16 protein-coding genes are annotated in these 17,236 nt (G+C 73.6%); 7 read left to right on the top strand and 9 right to left on the bottom strand.

Going from position 1 to position 17,236, the window contains the following annotated elements; genetic code table 11:
- The first annotated feature begins 357 nt into the window (after positions 1–357).
- Positions 358–1,800 (top strand): amidase, encoded by a 1,443-nt coding sequence (locus ACJ6WD_RS27405; protein WP_407616729.1) that lies wholly within the window; start codon positions 358–360, stop codon positions 1,798–1,800.
- A gap of 39 nt (positions 1,801–1,839) precedes the next feature.
- Here the strand turns inward: ACJ6WD_RS27405 and soxR are convergent, their stop codons facing one another.
- Positions 1,840–2,409 (bottom strand): redox-sensitive transcriptional activator SoxR, encoded by a 570-nt coding sequence (gene soxR / locus ACJ6WD_RS27410; RefSeq protein WP_331247583.1) that lies wholly within the window; start codon positions 2,407–2,409, stop codon positions 1,840–1,842.
- A 125-nt stretch (positions 2,410–2,534) separates the two neighbouring features.
- Between soxR and ACJ6WD_RS27415 the strand changes: the two genes are divergently transcribed.
- Positions 2,535–2,996 carry a MaoC family dehydratase gene (locus tag ACJ6WD_RS27415; RefSeq protein ID WP_016576217.1) on the top strand — a complete coding sequence of 154 codons (462 nt, stop codon included), beginning with the start codon at positions 2,535–2,537 and terminating at the stop codon, positions 2,994–2,996.
- A 15-nt stretch (positions 2,997–3,011) separates the two neighbouring features.
- Here the strand turns inward: ACJ6WD_RS27415 and ACJ6WD_RS27420 are convergent, their stop codons facing one another.
- Entirely contained in the window at positions 3,012–3,632 is a 621-nt protein-coding gene (locus tag ACJ6WD_RS27420) for a TetR/AcrR family transcriptional regulator (protein ID WP_376447010.1), read from the bottom strand.
- 131 nt (positions 3,633–3,763) lie between these two features.
- Entirely contained in the window at positions 3,764–4,915 is a 1,152-nt protein-coding gene (locus tag ACJ6WD_RS27425) for an acyl-CoA dehydrogenase family protein (RefSeq protein WP_407616730.1), read from the bottom strand.
- A 100-nt stretch (positions 4,916–5,015) separates the two neighbouring features.
- On the opposite strand from ACJ6WD_RS27425, the gene ACJ6WD_RS27430 reads away from it, so the two are divergent.
- Both ACJ6WD_RS27430 and ACJ6WD_RS27435 read left to right on the top strand, forming a co-directional pair.
- On the top strand, positions 5,016–5,678 hold the full coding sequence (locus ACJ6WD_RS27430) for a TetR/AcrR family transcriptional regulator (protein WP_233660504.1): 663 nt from the start codon (positions 5,016–5,018) through the stop codon (positions 5,676–5,678).
- A gap of 53 nt (positions 5,679–5,731) precedes the next feature.
- The gene (locus ACJ6WD_RS27435) at positions 5,732–6,724 is read left to right on the top strand and encodes an urea transporter (protein WP_233660503.1); all 993 of its coding nucleotides are present in this window, start codon (positions 5,732–5,734) and stop codon (positions 6,722–6,724) included.
- A gap of 30 nt (positions 6,725–6,754) precedes the next feature.
- Here ACJ6WD_RS27435 and ACJ6WD_RS27440 read toward each other — a convergent pair whose 3' ends face one another.
- The 3 genes from ACJ6WD_RS27440 to ACJ6WD_RS27450 all read right to left on the bottom strand — a co-directional run bounded on the left by ACJ6WD_RS27440 (position 6,755) and on the right by ACJ6WD_RS27450 (position 10,139).
- On the bottom strand, positions 6,755–7,855 hold the full coding sequence (locus ACJ6WD_RS27440) for a Zn-dependent alcohol dehydrogenase (RefSeq protein WP_331247582.1): 1,101 nt from the start codon (positions 7,853–7,855) through the stop codon (positions 6,755–6,757).
- Between the two features lie 74 nt (positions 7,856–7,929).
- Positions 7,930–9,324 carry an aldehyde dehydrogenase family protein gene (locus ACJ6WD_RS27445; protein ID WP_407616731.1) on the bottom strand — a complete coding sequence of 465 codons (1,395 nt, stop codon included), beginning with the start codon at positions 9,322–9,324 and terminating at the stop codon, positions 7,930–7,932.
- Between the two features lie 155 nt (positions 9,325–9,479).
- Positions 9,480–10,139: a TetR/AcrR family transcriptional regulator gene (locus tag ACJ6WD_RS27450; protein WP_331247633.1), complete on the bottom strand. Its 660-nt coding sequence runs from the start codon at positions 10,137–10,139 to the stop codon at positions 9,480–9,482.
- A 345-nt stretch (positions 10,140–10,484) separates the two neighbouring features.
- Between ACJ6WD_RS27450 and hmgA the strand changes: the two genes are divergently transcribed.
- Both hmgA and ACJ6WD_RS27460 read left to right on the top strand, forming a co-directional pair.
- Positions 10,485–11,840 carry a homogentisate 1,2-dioxygenase gene (gene hmgA / locus ACJ6WD_RS27455; RefSeq protein ID WP_407616732.1) on the top strand — a complete coding sequence of 452 codons (1,356 nt, stop codon included), beginning with the start codon at positions 10,485–10,487 and terminating at the stop codon, positions 11,838–11,840.
- A gap of 34 nt (positions 11,841–11,874) precedes the next feature.
- The gene (locus tag ACJ6WD_RS27460) at positions 11,875–12,624 is read left to right on the top strand and encodes a GntR family transcriptional regulator (protein ID WP_233660499.1); all 750 of its coding nucleotides are present in this window, start codon (positions 11,875–11,877) and stop codon (positions 12,622–12,624) included.
- A gap of 40 nt (positions 12,625–12,664) precedes the next feature.
- Here ACJ6WD_RS27460 and ACJ6WD_RS27465 read toward each other — a convergent pair whose 3' ends face one another.
- Positions 12,665–14,050, bottom strand: a complete 1,386-nt coding sequence (locus ACJ6WD_RS27465) for an MFS transporter (RefSeq protein ID WP_331248441.1) — start codon at positions 14,048–14,050, stop codon at positions 12,665–12,667.
- A 170-nt stretch (positions 14,051–14,220) separates the two neighbouring features.
- Between ACJ6WD_RS27465 and ACJ6WD_RS27470 the strand changes: the two genes are divergently transcribed.
- Complete coding sequence (locus tag ACJ6WD_RS27470; RefSeq protein ID WP_376447007.1) at positions 14,221–15,489, top strand: type ISP restriction/modification enzyme; 1,269 nt, start codon at positions 14,221–14,223, stop codon at positions 15,487–15,489.
- Between the two features lie 150 nt (positions 15,490–15,639).
- Here the strand turns inward: ACJ6WD_RS27470 and ACJ6WD_RS27475 are convergent, their stop codons facing one another.
- Positions 15,640–15,903: a hypothetical protein gene (locus ACJ6WD_RS27475; protein WP_233660495.1), complete on the bottom strand. Its 264-nt coding sequence runs from the start codon at positions 15,901–15,903 to the stop codon at positions 15,640–15,642.
- Between the two features lie 239 nt (positions 15,904–16,142).
- Positions 16,143–16,949 carry an SGNH/GDSL hydrolase family protein gene (locus ACJ6WD_RS27480; protein WP_233660494.1) on the bottom strand — a complete coding sequence of 269 codons (807 nt, stop codon included), beginning with the start codon at positions 16,947–16,949 and terminating at the stop codon, positions 16,143–16,145.
- Between the last annotated feature and the right edge of the window lie 287 nt (positions 16,950–17,236).

The following is a 17,236-nucleotide window of genomic DNA, read 5'->3' on the forward strand; positions in this document are numbered from 1 at the left end:
GCAGGACGTAAAGCGCAGCAGTCCTGCACACCACCCCCGCAGGCCCGTCACCGCCACCCAACAGCCCCGCGCAGCGGCAACGCGCCGCAGGCGCAAACAACAACCCTCACGGCGGGACGGCCGACAACGCCCGCGCCGCCAGGCGCAAACAGCAACCCCCACGGCGGGAAAGCCGACCACGTGGGAAGCAGCCCACGGCCATGGATGGCTGTCCCGTTCGCCCAGGGCCTTTACGGGGCGGGCGGCACACTGAAACAACTGTTCACGGGCTGATCGCCGGAGGGCGCGCGTCTGCGCGCGGCCCGTCCGGCGTGTGCGGCACCGGCCGCACGGGCCCCGACGAGAGGGTGGACGTCCATGGCCGAACTGCACGATCTGACCGCGCTCGAACAGGCCGCGGAGATCCGGTCCGGGGAGCTGTCCCCGGTCGAGCTCACCGAGCACTACCTCGCGCGGATCGACCGGCTGGACGACGCGCTGGGCGCTTTCCTCACCCGCACCCCGGAACTCGCCCGCAAGCAGGCCGCGGAGGCCGAGGGTGAGGTCGTCGCGGCCCGCCGCCAGGGTCGGACGCTGCCGCCGCTGTACGGGGTCCCGGTGCCGGTGAAGGACCTCAACCGGGTCGCCGGGGTGCGCTGCACGATGGGTTCGGCCGCGCTGGCCGACCACGTCCCGGACGGCGACGACCACGTCGTCGCCGCGCTGCGCCGGGCCGGCACGATCATGCTGGGGAAGACCAACACCCCGGAGTTCGGGCTGCCTTGCTACACCGAGAACGCGCTCGCCCCGCCGGCCCGCAACCCCTGGGACACCGCGCGCTCGGCGGGGGGCTCCAGTGGCGGCGCGGCCGCTGCGGTGGCCGGCGGGCTGGCGCCGGTCGCGCACGGCAGCGACGGCGGCGGGTCGATCCGCATCCCGTCGTCGCTCTGCGGGCTCTACGGCATCAAGCCGAGCCGCGGCCGGGTCAGCGCCGGTCCGCTGCTGTACGACGTGACGGGCCTGAGCACGTCCGGCCCGTTGGCCCGTACGGTCGCGGACGCGGCGGTGCTGCTGGACGCGATGGCCGGCACCCTGCCCGGCGATCCGTACGCGGCGCCCGCCCTGCCGCCGGGTGAGACCTTCGCCGACCAGGTCCGGCGGGATCCGGGCCGGCTGCGGATCGCGGTGTTGACGCAGACGCCGCTCCCGGACGTCGAGGTGCATCCCGACTGCCGCGCGGCGGTCGCGGAGACCGTTGCGCTGCTCGGTCAACTCGGTCACGAGAGCGAGGAGTTGGCGCTGCCGGTGGACGAGCGGATCCTGCTCGACTTCACCCGGGTCTGGTCGGTGATGGCCGCCAACCGGCCCGTCCCTGCGGACGCCGAGGAACGGCTGATGCCGCTCTCCCGCTACCTGCGGGCCCGCGGCCGGGAGGTGTCCGGCACGGACTTCGCCGCCGCGCTGTACGCCTTCCGGGCGCTCGCCCAGGGCCTCGCCGACGGTCTGATGCCGCCCGACGGCGGGTACGACGTGATCCTCTCCCCGACCGTGGCCGCACCGCCGCCCCCGGTCGGGGCGCTGCGCGACGACGCCGATCCGCAGGCCGAGTTCGCCGCCGTCGGCAGGTTCACGCCGTTCAGCGCCTTCTACAACGTCACCGGTCAGCCGGCGGTCAACGTCCCGCTGCACTGGAACGCCGCGGGGCTGCCGATCGGCGTCATGCTGGCCGGCCGCTACGGCGACGAGGCCACGTTGATCGCGCTCTCCGCGCAGCTGGAGGCGGCCCGCCCCTGGGCCCACCGCAAGCCGCCCGTCTGGTGAACGCGGCGCGCCCGGTGCCCCTCGGGGCACCGGGCGCCGTCAGCACTCCTGCCGGGACGCGCAGTCCCGCACGTGCGGGGTGCAGCCCTCGGCCGCGTCGGCGGGAGGGGCGGCCTGCTGGGCCGCCCGGGCCGGTGCCGGTTCCGCGCTGCGGCGGTCGACGCGGAGCCGGCGGGCGCCGGGGCCCTGTTCGCCGAGGTTGTCGTAGGGGTTGGACAGCGCGCACTTCTCCATCGAGAGGCAGCCGCAGCCGATGCAGTCGGTGAGCCGGTCGCGCAGTTCGACGAGTTGGTTGATGCGTTCGTCGAGTTCGCTGCGCCAGACCTCGGAGAGCCGGGCCCAGTCGGCGCGGTTGGGGGTGCGTTCGTCCGGCAGCTCCGCCAGGGCGTCCCGGATCACCGCGAGGGGGATGCCGACCCGCTGCGCGGCGCGGACGAAGGCGACCCGGCGCAGCGTCTCCCGGGTGTAGCGGCGCTGGTTGCCGGCCGTGCGGGTGCTGCTGATCAGCCCCTTGGACTCGTAGAAGTGCAGCGCGGAGACGGCCGCTCCGCTGCGCGCGGAGAGCTGGCCGACCGAGAGTTCGTGGACCTTGAACGGAAGCTGGGGCACGGCGTCAACCCTACGGCCTGTGCGGTGGTTCCCCGGTGCGGTCGGCGGTCGGGGCGTTGACAGCGGGCGACCGCCCTCGCATGCTGAGCAAGCGCTTAGTAGCACGGCTGAGGAGGCGGACGAGGATGGCAGAGCCCCGGGTGTTCGGGTCGGTCGAGGAACTGCGGGCTGCGGTCGGCGAGGAGCTCGGTCCCAGCGACTGGCTGGCGGTCGACCAGAAGCGGATCGACCTGTTCGCGGAGGCCACCGGCGACCACCAGTGGATCCACGTCGACGAGGAGCGGGCCGCCGCCGGACCGTTCGGCACGACCATCGCGCACGGCTACCTGACGCTGTCGCTGCTGCCGGTCCTGGTGCCGCAGCTGCTGCGGGTCGACAACGTGAAGATGGGCATCAACTACGGCACCAACAAGGTGCGATTCCCGGCGACCGTCCCGGTCGGCGCGCGGCTGCGGGCCCGCGCCCGGATCGCGGAGGTCACCGAGGTGACCGGCGGGGTGCAGCTCACCACGGTGGTGACGGTCGAGCGGGAGGGCGGCGAGAAGCCGGTGTGTGTGGCGGAGTCGGTCAGCCGCTTCTACCTGTAGCAGGCGGGCGGGCCGTCAGCAGGCGCCCACCATCCGCAGGACGAGGTCGGCGTAGAGCGCGCCGACCTCGTCGGGCGTGCGCGCGCCGTCGGCGGAGAACCAGCGCGCGACGTCCACGCAGAGCGACAGCACGGCCAGGGTGGTGCCGGGGACGTCGTCCACCCGGAACTCCCCGCTGGCCGCGCCGTCCTCGATGATCTGGCGGAGCAGCCGGTCGGTGCGCCGGCGCAGCCCGGCGATCTCGGCGTAGTGCTCCGCGCCGAGTGCCTGGAGCTCGTACTGGATGACCCGGGCGGTGGTGTGGTGTTCGGCGTGCCAGCGGGCGAAGGTGCGCACCGCGTCCCGGAGCCGGTCGGTGGCGCTGCCCTGGGCCTCGGCGGCGGCGGCCATGATGCGCAGCGCCTCCTCGTGGCCGGTGCCGCTGATGCGGTAGAGGAGTTCTTCCTTGGTCTTGTAGTGGATGTAGAGCGCCGCCGGGCTCATGCCGGCGCGACCGGCGATGTCGCGGGTGGTGGTGGCGTGGTAGCCGCGCTCGGCGAACGCCTGGACGGCCGCGCTGACCAGCCGCCGCGCGGCGTCCGGCGTCACGCCGGACCACTCGTCGCTCTCCTTCGCCGCCCGCTCGGCCGCACCCATCGCTCTCCCCGCTCCTCGATCCGCCAGGGACCTTCCTCTGCCGGATCGAACACCATACCGCGCCACTGAGCAAGCGCTTAGGCCCCGATCGGGGGTGGGGTGCGGTCGCGAGGGCGGTGGCGGGCGGCGGGTCAGAAGGCGGAGACGCCGGTCAGGGCGCGGCCGATGAGGAGCTTCTGGATCTGGCTGGTGCCCTCGTACAGGGTCATCACCCGGGCGTCCCGGAGCAGCTTGCCGACCGGGTACTCGTCGATGTAGCCGTAACCGCCGAAGACCTGGAGGGCGTTGCTCGCGGCGCGCACCGCGGCCTCGGACGCGAAGAGCTTGGCCTTGGACGCCTCGGTGGCGAACGACTCGCCCCGGTCGATCAGATCGGCCACCCGCCAGGTCAGCAGCCGCGCCGCGTCCACGTCCACCGCGATGTCGCTGATCAGCTCCTGGACGAGCTGGCGCCCGGCGATCGGGGCGCCGAACTGCTCGCGCTGCCCGGCGTACCCGAGCGCGGCGTCCAGTGCGGCCTGGGCGATGCCGACGCAGCCGGCGGCGACCGACATCCGCCCCTTGGCCAGCGCGGACATCGCGACCGAGAAGCCCTTGCCTTCGGTGCCCAGCAGGGCGCCGGCGGGCACCCGCACGCCCTGGAGCACCAGTTCGGCGGTGGCCTGGCCGCGCAGCCCGAGCTTGCCGTGGATCGCGCGGCGGGTCAGGCCCGGGGTGTCGGCGGGCACCAGGAAGGCGCTGATCCCCTTGTGGCCGGGGGCGCCGCCGGTCCGGGCGAAGAGCAGGACCAGGTCGGCCCAGGTGCCGTTGGTGATGAACATCTTGGACCCGTCCAGGACCCAGTCCGTGCCGTCCCGGACCGCGCGGGTGGTCAGTGCCGCCGCGTCGGAGCCGGTGCCGGGCTCGGTCAGGCCGAAGCAGCCGAGCGCCGCGCCGGACGTGAGCCGGGGCAGCCAGGTCCGCTTCTGCTCCTCGTCGCCCCAGGCGGCGAGGGTCTTGGCGACCAGCCCGAGCGAGACCGAGACGATGCCGCGGACCGCGGAGTCGCCGCGCCCCAACTCCTCGGTGACCAGCGCGTAGGAGAGGTGGTCGCCACCGGAGCCGCCGTACTCCTCGGGAACGGTCAGCCCGAGGAATCCGAGGTCGCCGAGCTTGCGGACGATGCCCGGGTCGACCTGTTCGGCGCGGTCCCAGGCGGTGGCGTGCGGGGCGATCTCGCGGTCGGTGAAGTCCGCGGCGAGCCGGCGGACGGCGGTCTGCTCGGGCGTGAGCTCCAGGTTCATCTCGGGCCCCTTGTCGTCGGGAACGGGAGTGCGGCGGCCATGAACGAGTCGGTTAATTAGCGGTGCTAGTTTTAGCCGGACGGCCCCTACTATGTGCGGCATGGCCCGACCCCGCAAGCCCCTGCTGAGCCGCGAACGCATCGTCACCACCGCACTGGCGCTGATCGACGCGGAGGGGCTCGCGGCGCTCTCCACCCGGCGGTTGGCGGCCGAACTCGGCGTGAGCGGCCCCTCCCTCTACAACCACTTCACGACCAAGGACGAGATCCTCGACGCGGTGGCCGACACGGTCATCGCCCAGGTCGACGTGTCGACGCTGGCGACCGGCGCCGACTGGCGGGCCGGCCTGCTCGACTGGGCCCGCTCCTACCGCGCGGCGCTGGCCGCCCATCCGCACGTCGTGCCGTTCCTCGCCCAGGGCCCCGGCCGCCGACCGGCGGGGCTGAGGATGGCCGACGCGGCGTTCGGCGGCATGGTCGAGGCCGGCTGGCCGCCCGCCCTGGCCACCAAGGTGTGCGCGATGGTGCGGTACTTCGTCGCCGGCTCCGCACTCGGTTCGTTCGCCCGCGGCTTCGTGGACGACCCCGGCGCCTACGACCCGGCCGACTACCCGCACCTCGGCCAGGCGCACCTGCTGGCCGAGCACCAGCGCCGGGTCGACGAGGGCGCCTTCGAGGCGGGGCTGGAGGCGCTGGTGGACGGCTTGACGCTGCGTCATCCAGAACTCGGACCTCCCGACATCGAATTCAGGCCACGCGGGTAAGGTGCAGCAGTCCCTGGTGGGCAGGGACGATGTGCGTCCTGCGGGAGGCGGAAATGCGCCAGTCGAGTACGGCCAACGACGGTCCGATAGCCAAGGGTTACGACCTGTCAGCGAGCCGCTGGGGTCGGTGGGTCACGGAGGTGCTGCGCGGTCAGGCGCAGGTCGACTTCCTGCCCAGCGCGCTGGCCGGGGTGGTGTTCTCGATCGCCCTGTTCGTCGCGGGGTGGCAGTTCGGCCTCTACGGGCTGCTCGGCGCGGCCGTCGGCACCGGCACCGCGCACCTGCTGGGCGTGGACCGCAGCCGGCTGGAGGCCGGGCTCGAAGGCTTCAACTCCTGCCTGGTCGGCGTCGCCTGCGCGGTCTTCCTCGACGCCGACCACCTCTCCACCCTGCTGGTCGCGGTGGCCGCCAGCGCGGCGGTCACGGTCGTCACGGCGGCCACCGCCCGAGTGCTGGGCACCTGGGGCCTGCCCACCTTCACGCTGCCCTTCTGCCTGACGGCCAGCGCGCTGACCGTCGCCGCGCCCAGCTTCCGGCACGTCTGGCACCTGGAGGGCGGCCTCGCGGCACTGCCCAGGACGGCCGCCGGGCCCACCGCGCTGAACTTCACCGACCTCTGGCACGCCTTCTTCACCAACATCGGTGAGATCTTCCTGATGCCGCAGTGGTACGTCGGCCTGATCTTCCTCGTCGGGATCTTCGTCGCCGACCGCCGGCTGGGCGCCCTGGCCTGCGCCGGCAGCGCCGTCGCCATCCTGACGTCCTGGGCCCTGGGCGCCCCCGCCGACCAGGTGCGGCAGGGCCTCATGGGGTACGACGCGGTGCTGGTCGCGATGGCGCTGGGCGGCGTCTTCCTGGTCACCAGCGCCTGGAGCGTGGGGTACGCCCTGGTGGGCGCGGTCACCTCCACCGTGCTGAGCCCGGCGCTCGGCGCGCTCTTCGCACCGTCCGGCGGGCACGCCTTCACCTGGCCGTTCGTGCTGGTCGCGCTGGTGTTCCTGGTCGCCGCGCCGGCCTTCCCGCGGCTGCGCCGGGCCGACGGCTGACGTCGGGTGGGACGGCCGGCGCACACGGTTCTAGAACACCACCAGCGCCCGGCCGCCCTTCCCGGCGAGCATCGCCTCGAAGGCGGCCGGAATGCCGTCCAGCGGGATCCGGTCGGTGACCAGTGCGGAGAGGTCGAGCGCGCCGGAGCGGACGTGCTCGGCGATCACCGGCAGGTCGCGGGCCGGATCGCTGTTGCCGTAGACGCAGCCGGCGAGCGTCCGGCCGAAGTAGAACAGCTCCAGGGCGGAGAAGGTGACCTGCTGGTCCTTGCCGCCGATGCCCACCACCGTGGTCCGGCCGCCGCGGCGGGTGGCCGACCAGGCCGCGCGGATGGTCTCCGCGCGGCCCACGCACTCCACCGCGACGTCGGCGCCGAAACCGCCGGTGAGCGCCCGGACCCGCTTGGCGCCCTCCTTCGCGAAGAACGCCGGGCCGTCGGCGACCAGGAAGTCGGTGGCGCCGGCCGCCCGGGCCAGTTCCTCCTTCGCCGGCGAGACGTCCACCGCCACGATCGGGCCGGCCCCGGCGATCCGTGCCGCCTGCAGGGTCGCGAGCCCCACCCCGCCGACGCCGACGACCAGCACCGACTCCCCCGCCCGCACCCGGGCGCTGTGGTGCACGGCGCCCCACCCGGTGAGCACCGCGCAGCCCAGCAGGGCCGCGTCGGTCAGCGGCACCCCGTCCGGCAGCGGCAGCGCGGCGTGCGCCGGCACCACGGTCTCCTCGGCGAACGCGGCGGTGCCCAGGCCCGGGTAGAGCGCGCTGCCGTCGGCGGCGAGGGTGGCGTACGGAGCGCCGGCGGCCCGGTCCGCGGCGACGCACAGCCAGGGCTCGGCCAGGTGGCAGAAGTGGCAGTCGCCGCAGGACGGCGCCCAGTTGAGCACCACCCGGTCGCCGACCGACGGGCCGGTCACGTCCGGGCCCACCGCGGTGACCGTGCCCGCGCCCTCGTGCCCCAGCACGGCCGGGGCGGGTTGGCGCAGCGTCCCGTTGGACAGCGACAGGTCGGAGTGGCAGACGCCGGCGGCGGCGAGCCGGACCCGGACCTGGCCGGGGCCGGGCGCGGGCAGGTCGATCTCGGTGATCTTCAGCGGGGCGTTCACGGCGGGCAGGACGGCGGCGCGGACCACGGGATCTCCTCGGTGCGGGGCGGAACGACGACGGGCGGGGCTCGGCGGGCGGGCTCGGCGGGCGGCGGGCGGGCTCAGAACTGGAGGGACTTGGTCTGGAGGTACTCGGCCAGGCCGTGCGGCCCCAGCTCCCGGCCGACCCCGGACTGCTTGTAGCCGCCGAACGGGGCGAGCGGGTTGAACCGGCCGCCGTTGATGTCGACCTGCCCGGTTTCCAGGCGGCGGGCGAAGGCCACCGCGGTGGCGTCGTCGCCGGCCCAGACCGCGCCGGCCAGGCCGTAGACGGTGCCGTTGGCGATCCGCACCGCGTCGTCCTCGTCCTCGTAGCGCAGGACCGTGAGGACCGGGCCGAAGATCTCCTCCTGGGCGATGGTCATCTCCGGGGTGACCTCGGCGAAGACGGTGGGGTGCACGTAGAAGCCCGGTCCGGTGGGCCTCGCCGGGCCGCCGGCCACCGGCTTCGCGCCCTCCGCGACGCCGCGTTCGAGGTAGCCGAGGACCCGGTCCCGCTGGCGGGCACTGACCAGCGGGCCGAGCCGTTCGCCGGGGACGTGCTTCGCGGTCGCGGCGACGGCCAGCGCGACGGCCTCGTCGTACTGGTCGCGGTGGACCAGCATCCGGGTCCAGGCGCTGCACGTCTGACCGGAGTTGGCCATGACGTTGGCGACGCCGACCGCGACCGCCCGGCCCAGGTCGGCGCCGGGCAGGATGACGTTGGCGGACTTGCCGCCCAGTTCCAGCGCGACCCGCTTGACGGCGCCCCCGGCGAGCGCGCCGACGGTCCGGCCCACCGCGGTCGACCCGGTGAAGGAGACCAGGTCGACGCCGTCGTGCTCGACCAGGGCCCGACCGGCCACCGGGCCGAGGCCGGTGACGACGTTGACGACCCCGCCGGGTATCCCGGCCGCCTCGACGCACTCCGCGAACAGCCGGGCCACCAGCGGGGTGTCCTCGGCGGGCTTGAGGACGACCGTGCAGCCCGCGGCCAGCGCCGGGGCCACCTTGGCGACGATCTGGTGCAGCGGGTAGTTCCACGGGGTGATCGCGCCCACCACGCCGATCGGTTCGTGCAGCACGGTGGAGCTGCCGAGGGTCTCCTCGAAGGCGTGCTCGCGGGCGAGCGCGGCGTACGAGCCGCAGACCGCTGCGGGCACCCCGGCGTGCACGGCCCGGCTGAAGGCGAGCGGTGCGCCCAGTTCGGCGGTGACGGTCCGCGCGATGTCCTCGGCGCGGGCGACGAGTTGCCCGTGCAGCGCGGCCAGCCGGTCGGCACGGTCGGCGGGCGGGGTGGCGGCCCAGCCGGGCAGGGCCGCGCGGGCGGCCCGCACCGCGTCGTCCACGTCCTCGGCGGAGCCGGCCGGGACGGTGGCGATGACCTGCTCGTCGGCCGGATTGACGACCTCGATCGTGCCGCTGCCCCGCGCGGGCCGCCAGCGGCCGCCGATGTACATCGCCTCGTGGTGCTTCACGTGTGGTCCTCCCGGGCCGGCTGGTCGTGATCGGCACCCTAGGGGCGCCCTGGGGCACTTCCTAGGGGGACACCATCCAAACTAGCGCCGGTAGTTTCGTGGCCGCCAGCGGCACCGCGACCCGCCCGGGGCGGATCGGCCACCGTCTCGCCGCCCTACGGCCCCCCGCCACCGGCCCCGGGCGCACCACCCGCCGGACCGCCCCCGCCCCCGTCCCCGGCCCCGTCCAGATAGCGCGCCAGATAGGCCCGCAGCAGTTCCTTGGTCTCCGTGACGATCGCCGGATCGCCCGCCGGATCGGTGCGGAAGGCGAGCTGGAGCAGCGCGTCCGCGGTCTCGACGCCGACCAGGAACGCGGTGCGCAGCCGGGCGTCGGCGGGGTCCAGGGCGAGCCGTTCGGCGAGCAGGTGCAGCAGTCGGTCGGCGACCTCGTAGTTGGCCTGCCGGGACTCGCGCGGCGCCGGAACGGTGAACTCCACCAGGGCGAAGCCCGGCAGCGTCCGCTTCATGGCCAGGTACTCGTCGATCACCACGTCCATCGCGGCGCGCCAGCCCGCCGGTTGGTCCGGGGCGGTCAGCCGGGCGCTGATCCGGTCCGCGTAGGCGTCGAGGTTGCGCCGGGCGAGCGCCTCGGCCATGGCGCGCTTGTTGGGGAAGAAGCGGTAGACCGAGCCGATCGGGACGCCGGCGCGGCCGGCCACCGCGCGGGTGCTCAGCTCCTCGTACCCGGTCTCGTCGAGCAGTTCGGCACAGGCGTCGAGGATCCGGGCCAGGCGCTGGGCGCTGCGTCGCTGGACGGGCGCGCGACGGAGCAGGGGCGGGGCCGCGGCGGCGGGCGGCTCGACGGACTGCGGGGTGGGCTGCGAGGCGGGCTGCGTGGTGGACTGGGGGGTGGGCTGCGAGGCGGGCGGGGGCGTCGAAGGCTGCACGTGGTCATCCTGCCCGGCGCACGGGTCGGGGATGACCGGGCGGGGCGATCCGGCCACGACGGCCGGGATTACCCCGACTTTCGGCTTCGCTCGGACAGGAGGCGCGCCCGTCGTTGACGTACCCCCACCTCATTCCTAATGTCTTCCATAGGATTGCCTGCGGCCCTCCTCGGGTCCTGTGGTGCCTCGAAGTGCGTGGACGTCTTGTTCGGCGAGCGGCGGGAGCGTGTGATGGCGGGTACGGAGAACGAGCGGGCGAGGAAGGCGGCCGAGGGGCTCGCCTACTCCTCCGGCTTCGGCAACGAGCACAGTTCGGAGGCGGTGCCCGGCGCGCTGCCGGTGGGCCGCAACTCCCCCCAGCGGGCGCCCCTCGGGCTCTACGCCGAGCAGCTCAGCGGCTCCGCGTTCACCGAGCCGCGGAGCCACAACCGCCGCTCCTGGCTGTACCGCATCCGGCCGTCGGCCGCGCACCCGCCGTTCGCCCGCGCCAACCGCGGCGAGATCCGCTCCGCGCCGTTCACCGAGTGCCTGCCCGACCCCAACCGGCTGCGCTGGGACCCGCTCCCCGCGCCCGCCGACCCGACGGACTTCGTCGACGGCCTCTGGACGCTGGGCGGCAACGGCGACGCCACCCAGCGGACCGGCATGGCGGTGCACCTCTACCACATCAACGCCTCCATGGAGCGGCGGGTGTTCGGCAACGCGGACGGCGAGCTGCTGATCGTGCCGGAGCGCGGCGGGCTGCTGCTGCGCACCGAGTTCGGACTGCTGCGCGTCGAGCCGGGCCACGTGGCGCTGATCCCGCGCGGGGTCCGCTTCCGGGTCGAGCTGCTGGACGACGCCCCCGACACGGGACGCCCGACGGCCCGCGGGTACGTCTGCGAGAACTACGGCCGCCCCTTCGAACTGCCCGCCCTCGGCCCGATCGGCGCCAACGGGCTGGCCAACCCCCGGGACTTCCTCGCCCCGACCGCCGCCTACGAGGACGTCGAGGGCCCGGTCGAGGTGGTCAACAAGTTCTGCGGCCAGCTGTGGACCGCGACCTACGACCACTCGCCGCTGGACGTCGTCGCCTGGCACGGCAACCACGTCCCGTACGTCTACGACCTGCGCCGCTTCAACGTCATCGGCTCCATCAGCTACGACCACCCGGACCCGTCGATCTTCACCGTGCTGACCTCGCCCTCGGACACCCCGGGGCTGGCCGGGGTGGACTTCGTGGTCTTCGCGCCGCGCTGGCTGGTCGGCGAGGACACCTTCCGGCCGCCCTACTTCCACCGCAACGTGATGACCGAGTACATGGGCCTCATCGAGGGCGCCTACGACGCGAAGACGGCCGGGCCGGGCGGTTTCGTGCCGGGCGGCGGCTCGCTGCACAACATGATGTCGGCGCACGGCCCGGACCAGGAGACCTTCGACCGGGCCAGCGCCGCCGAACTGGCACCGCAGAAGATCGACGACGGGCTGGCCTTCATGTTCGAGACCCGCTGGCCGCTGACCCTCACCGAGCAGGCCCGGGACGCCGGACACCGCCAGCGCGCCTACGACGACGTGTGGCAGGGTCTCCAGCGCCACTTCCGCCCGTGACACCGGGACCAGCACCGCAGACCGGGGAACGCCCTTGACGACCTTCGCTCCCGACTCGCTCGCCCTGAACCGCAAGCTGCCGCTGTGGTACCAGGTCTCGCAGTCCCTGCGTGCCTCCATACTGGGCCGCTCCCCCGAGGCGCCGCTGCGACTGCCCACGGAGGACGCGCTCGCCGCGCACTACGGCGTCAGCGTGCTGACGATGCGTCAGGCGCTCAAGGAGCTGGAGGAGGAGGGCCTGATCAGCCGGCACCGACGGCGGGGCACGTTCATCGAGCCGCACGCGCGGCGGGCCGCGCCGGTGCGCCTGCTCGGCTCGGTGGACGCGATCGTGGCCCAGCAGTCCGGGATGAGCACCATCGTGCTGGGACACGGGCCGGTACCGGTTCCCACCGAACTGGCCGAATATTTTCCCGACATGACGGAGGTGGCCGGATTTCGGCGACTGCGCAGCGACGAGGCGACGGGGGAACCGACCAACCACGCCCGCAACTTCGTGCGCCCCGACATCGCCGCCCGGATCGACCTCGCGGACCTGGAGCGGTGGCCGATGACGAAGGTGCTGCGCGACGCGGTCGGCATCCGCATCGGACGGATCACCGACACTGTCGAGGCGCGGCTGGCCGACCCCGAGACCGCCCGCCTGCTGAACGTGCCGCTGCTCAGCCCGATCCTGCACTACACCGGCATCACGCACGACGAGTCCGGACAGGTGCTCGACATCGCCCAGATCCACTACCGCGGCGACCGGTTCTCCTTCACGGTGACGCTGGACGCGCACTGAGCACACAGGTGCCGGACCCCCGGCCGGACGGACGCGGGCCTCAGATCCGCTCCAGGCTCCGCCCCGTGCTGCGCGGCCCCAGCAGCACCACGTCCAGGCAGAGCAGCACCATCAGCACCGCGGAACCGGCGAAGACCGCGGGCGCGCCGAGGTCGGCCAGCACGCCGAGCGCGACGAACGGCAGCACGACCGAGGTGAGTCGGGACAGCGAGTAGGCGATCCCGATGGCGCTGCTGCGCAGGCCGGTCGGGAAGATCTCGGTCTGGTAGACGTGGAAGGCGTTGGAGAAGACGTTGCTGCACACCGTCAGCAGGACGCCGAAGGTGACGATCGCCCAGGTGGCGGTGGCGAAGCCGAAGGCCAGCCCGCAGCCGGCGATGCCGAGCGCGGCGGCGACGATCAGCGTCCGGCGCTCGATCCGGTCGATCAGCGGGACGGACAGCGCGGAGCCGAGCGGATAGCCGCAGTAGCTCAGCGCCGCGTACAGCAGCGAGTCGGTGACGGTGTGCCCCTTGGCGGTGAGCACCACGGGCGCCAACGAGCCGAAGCCGTAGTAGCCCACGGTCTGGAGCACCTGGAAGATCCACCACATCACGGTCCGGCGCCGCTGCTCGCCGCGGAACATCGCGCCCAACGGCACCCTGCGCTCCGGGACGTCCGTGGTGTCCGGCACGGACGGCAGGCTGATGCCGGTCTCCGCCACCACCCGCCGCTCGATGTCCGTGACGATGCGGTCGGCCTCCCCGGAACGCCCGTGCACGCTCAACCAACGTGGCGACTCCGGCAGTTGTCGGCGCATCAGCTGGATGAAGGCGGCCCCCAGCGCGCCCACGACCAGCAGCCAGCGCCAGCCGTCCACGCCCAGCACCGGATGCCCGGCCACCAGCCGGGCGCCGAGCAGCGCCGCCACCGGAACGCCGACGAACCCGAGGGTGTACGCGTGGGCGAGGTAGCGGCCGCGGACCGCCCGCGGCAGGAACTCCGCCAAATAGGTGTCCACCAGAACGAGTTCGGCACCGAGTCCGAGGCCGGCCAGGAAGCGCAGCGCCAGCAGCCAGCCCAGGTCCGGCGCGGCCGCCGCGGCCAGCGAGAAGAACGCGTAACCGCCCAGGTTGACCAGGAACATCCGGCGCCGCCCCAGCCGGTCGGCGAGCACCGACAGCACGTTGGCGCCGACGAACATCCCCAGGAACCCGGCGGCGATCACCGCCGACTTCGCGGTGGGTCCCAGGCCCCACTGCGCGGCGAGGACCGCGGCGAGCACCCCGCCCAGGAAGATCTCGTAGAGGTCGAAGAAGGCCCCGATCCCGACGAGGAGGGTGACCTTGCGGTGCCACCGGGACGGCGGCAGCCGGTCCAACCGTGCGGCGACCCGCGTCCCGTCGGCGGTCCCGCGCCGTTCCGGCGCGGGGGACGTCTCCGTCATGGCGGCCCTCCCTCGGCAGACGTACGGCCAGGACCGTACTCCGCCAAGATCAGCAGACGGAAGGGCGCCTGCGCCGGCCGGCAGGGGCGGGCGCAGTGAACGGGGACCGCGCTCGCCGCTACCATGCCGGGGGCAACCAGGCGCAACCAACGGTCCGGGAGGGGCTCCGCGTGACGGCGAAGCAGGGCGCGCCAGAGGCGGCCGCGCCACGGCTGTCGGACCTGATGCCGTGGTCCGTGGCGCCGCTGCGCCCCGGCCGCTCCTGGGTGATGGGACCGGATCCGGCCACCCTGCGGGCCCGTTGGCAGGCGCTCGCCGACGCCGCGGACCCCGCCGTCCGCGAGCGGCTGTTCCGCCCGTCCCGGGCGCGCACCCTGCACTCCGCGGTCGGCCAGCTCCCCGGACAGGACACCGGGACCGCCCGGCTGGCCCGGGCGGTCGGCCGCTGCCCGGAACCGGTGCGGATCCTGCACGGCCCGTTCGACCGGCAGTGGCTGCTGCCCGACCACCGGCTGCTCGACGCGGCCCGCCCGGAGCTGTGGCGGGTCGCCGACGAACACCAGCTGTTCCTGGTGGAGTTGGGTCACGTCCCGCAGGCCGCCGGCCCCGCCGTGGTCTGCTCGGCGCTGCTGCCGGACGGCCGCTCCCCCGCCGGGCGGCCCGGCCGGATCCATCCGCTCTACCGCCGGCCCGGCGGCGTCGAGCCCAACCTCGCCCCCGGCCTGACCGCACTCCTCACCCACCACCTGGACCGCCCGGTGGGGCCCACCGACCTGCTCGCCTGGATCACCGCCACCGCCACACACTCCCCCGACGGCACCGCGGTGCCACTCACCACCGACCCGGACCTCTGGGACCGCGGGGTGGCGCTCGGCGCCCGACTGCGCTGGCTGGACACCTGGGGCGCGCACCGGGGCGGCGCCGACGGGCCGGCCGGGCGGCCACGGCTCCCGGGCGGCCGACGGCCCTACGTACGGGCCGCCCTGCCGGCCCGCGGGCTGCCGCGGACCCTCGACTACGACCCCGCCGACGAGGCGCTGCTGCTGGGCGACGGCCGGATCTCACCGGTGCCGGCGGGTGCCTGGGAGTTCCACACCGGGGGCGTACGGGTGGTGGCGGAGTGGTTCGCGCAACGCACCGGGAGTGCGACCGCGGGCGGCGAGCCCCCCGAGCCCGGTTCCCTGGCGGCGCTGCGGCCCACCGCCTGGCCGCAGGAGTGGACCTCGGAGCTGCTGGAGCTGGTGACCGTCCTGACGCTGCGGGCGGAACTGGCGCCACGGGCCGCCGAGTTGGGGCGGGCGGTGGCGGCGGGGCCGCGGCTCGGGGTGGCGGAGTTGCGGGCCGCCGGGGTGGCGCCGGTACCGGCCGCGGCGACCCGGCCGGCGTCCGTGCTGGACCATCAAGAGGAAGGGCCGGACGGCCAGTTCGCCCTGCTGTGAGCCGCTTGCCGCTCCGCGGCCGGTGTGCGGGCACACAAGGAACCACCCGCCACGGGGTGACGGGTGGTGAGAAGGAGGCACCTGGCGGCGGCGTTGCGCCGGGCCGGGACGGTGGGTCGCCTGAGCCGGTGGTGCCGCTTCAGGGGCGGCTCAGCCGTGACCGCCGAAGAGCGAACGACGCAACCTGCGCAACGGCGCGAACAGCGACACGCGATGGCCGCGGCTCTTGACGGTGCGCGTGTGGTCACGCGCGGTGAGCTCCTGCATCAGCGACGCGGCACCCTCCACCTCACGCTGCGGGATGGCGGGACCGCCGAGCACCGCGAGATGGCGGTCGAGCCGCGCACTGGTCGCGCTGCTCCCGCACGTGATGGCAGGGACCCTCGCCCTGCTGCGCACTGTTATCTGTTCCATGACTCTCCCCACCCGTACGAGGGCACCCGGCCAACGGGCAGGGTAACCCTATCTCTCTTGGAGGACACGCGTGCAGACCGGTCAACGGATTCACCTGCCTTGCCTTGACGTTGACGAACACCATACGGAATGTCACGTACAGCACGCGTGCCAGGGCGAGTTGAGGGAGCGCGCGGGGTGCCCGACGGGGCGTGGCGCGGAGGCGGGGAGCCCCTCCTCCGCGCCCTGTGCACGGAAGGTCACGCAGCGGAGCCGAACACCGGGAGGTAGCCGCCGGCTTGGCCGGCGGCGGTGGGGTGGTAGGACTCGTCGACGGGGTAGGTCACGCTGTGCAACCACGGGCTGCCGGAGCACAGCTCGTGGCCGGCGAAGGTCGAGTTGACATCGGCGAAGGCGAAGCCGTGGTCGGCGGCCCGCTTGGCGATGACGCCATTGATGTCGTCGGCCGCGGCGTTTATGGCGGTCCGGGACTTTTCGGTGAGGCCGCCGACGCAGACGCCGTTGAGCTTGTAGAAGTGCGGGTACCCCAGAGCGACGACGCGGGCGGACGGGGCCTTGTTGGTGATCGCCGCGTACACGGTGTCGAGCTTGCCGGGGAGGGTGTCCTTGATGTAGGTGCGGGCCTGGTCGATCCGGGCGAGGCAGGCACTCTCGCCCTGGAGGGCACAGGTCGTCATGGTGTCGGCGAATCCGGCGTCGTTGCCGCCGATGGTGATGCTGACCAGGCTCGTGGCGGAGCCGAGCGCGCCGAGCTGGCCGCTGACGACATCACCCGTACGGGCGCCCGAACATGCGGCGAACGAGAACGACGAGGGGGAGTGCGCGGCCGCCCAGAGGGCCGGATAGGCCTTGGTGCTGCGCTTGCACGCGCCGCTGCCGCTGTCGTAGCTGCCGGCGCCGACGCCGGCCGAGTAGGAGTCACCGAGGGCCACATAGCCCCCGGCGGCGGTGAGTTGGGCTGCCTCGGCGGCGCCGGCGCCGGTCAGCGCGAGCGACGAAGCAACGAAGAAGGCGGATGTCAATGCCGCGAAACGGGACACTCTCATGGAACCTCCCATAGCAGGATCTCTGCGTGATCCGTCGTACCAAGAGTCCCGCGCCGCCGGTAGTGTCCATGCCAAAAGTCGTACAGAGTTCACGAACAATCTGCCGATGTGTCAGGTTCATCACTGCGGTGCCATTGCCTTTCCATGACGTGCATATGACATCCCGTTGGGACTCTTGATACCTGGGTGCGACTCATCGAACCTTTTGACGGTCGGTCACGGACTTTCCCAGATCGACCGATTGCGTACGACCCCGTACGCCCCACCTGCGCGCGCACCACGGCGCG

The sequence above is a fragment of the Streptomyces sp. VTCC 41912 genome (genome assembly GCF_045799175.1).
In the GTDB taxonomy this organism is placed as follows: Bacteria; Actinomycetota; Actinomycetes; order Streptomycetales; family Streptomycetaceae; genus Streptomyces; species Streptomyces albulus_C.

Excerpts from the sequence above, each read along its gene's own strand:
- ACJ6WD_RS27465 (WP_331248441.1), bottom strand. The coding sequence starts at position 14,050 with ATGACGGAGACGTCCCCCGCGCCGGAACGGCGCGGGACCGCCGACGGG.
- ACJ6WD_RS27420 (WP_376447010.1), bottom strand. The coding sequence starts at position 3,632 with ATGGGTGCGGCCGAGCGGGCGGCGAAGGAGAGCGACGAGTGGTCCGGC.
- ACJ6WD_RS27480 (WP_233660494.1), bottom strand. The coding sequence starts at position 16,949 with ATGAGAGTGTCCCGTTTCGCGGCATTGACATCCGCCTTCTTCGTTGCT.
- ACJ6WD_RS27475 (WP_233660495.1), bottom strand. The coding sequence starts at position 15,903 with ATGGAACAGATAACAGTGCGCAGCAGGGCGAGGGTCCCTGCCATCACG.
- ACJ6WD_RS27425 (WP_407616730.1), bottom strand. The coding sequence starts at position 4,915 with ATGAACCTGGAGCTCACGCCCGAGCAGACCGCCGTCCGCCGGCTCGCC.
- ACJ6WD_RS27435 (WP_233660503.1), top strand. The coding sequence starts at position 5,732 with ATGCGCCAGTCGAGTACGGCCAACGACGGTCCGATAGCCAAGGGTTAC.
- ACJ6WD_RS27415 (WP_016576217.1), top strand. The coding sequence starts at position 2,535 with ATGGCAGAGCCCCGGGTGTTCGGGTCGGTCGAGGAACTGCGGGCTGCG.
- ACJ6WD_RS27430 (WP_233660504.1), top strand. The coding sequence starts at position 5,016 with ATGGCCCGACCCCGCAAGCCCCTGCTGAGCCGCGAACGCATCGTCACC.
- ACJ6WD_RS27405 (WP_407616729.1), top strand. The coding sequence starts at position 358 with ATGGCCGAACTGCACGATCTGACCGCGCTCGAACAGGCCGCGGAGATC.
- hmgA (WP_407616732.1), top strand. The coding sequence starts at position 10,485 with ATGGCGGGTACGGAGAACGAGCGGGCGAGGAAGGCGGCCGAGGGGCTC.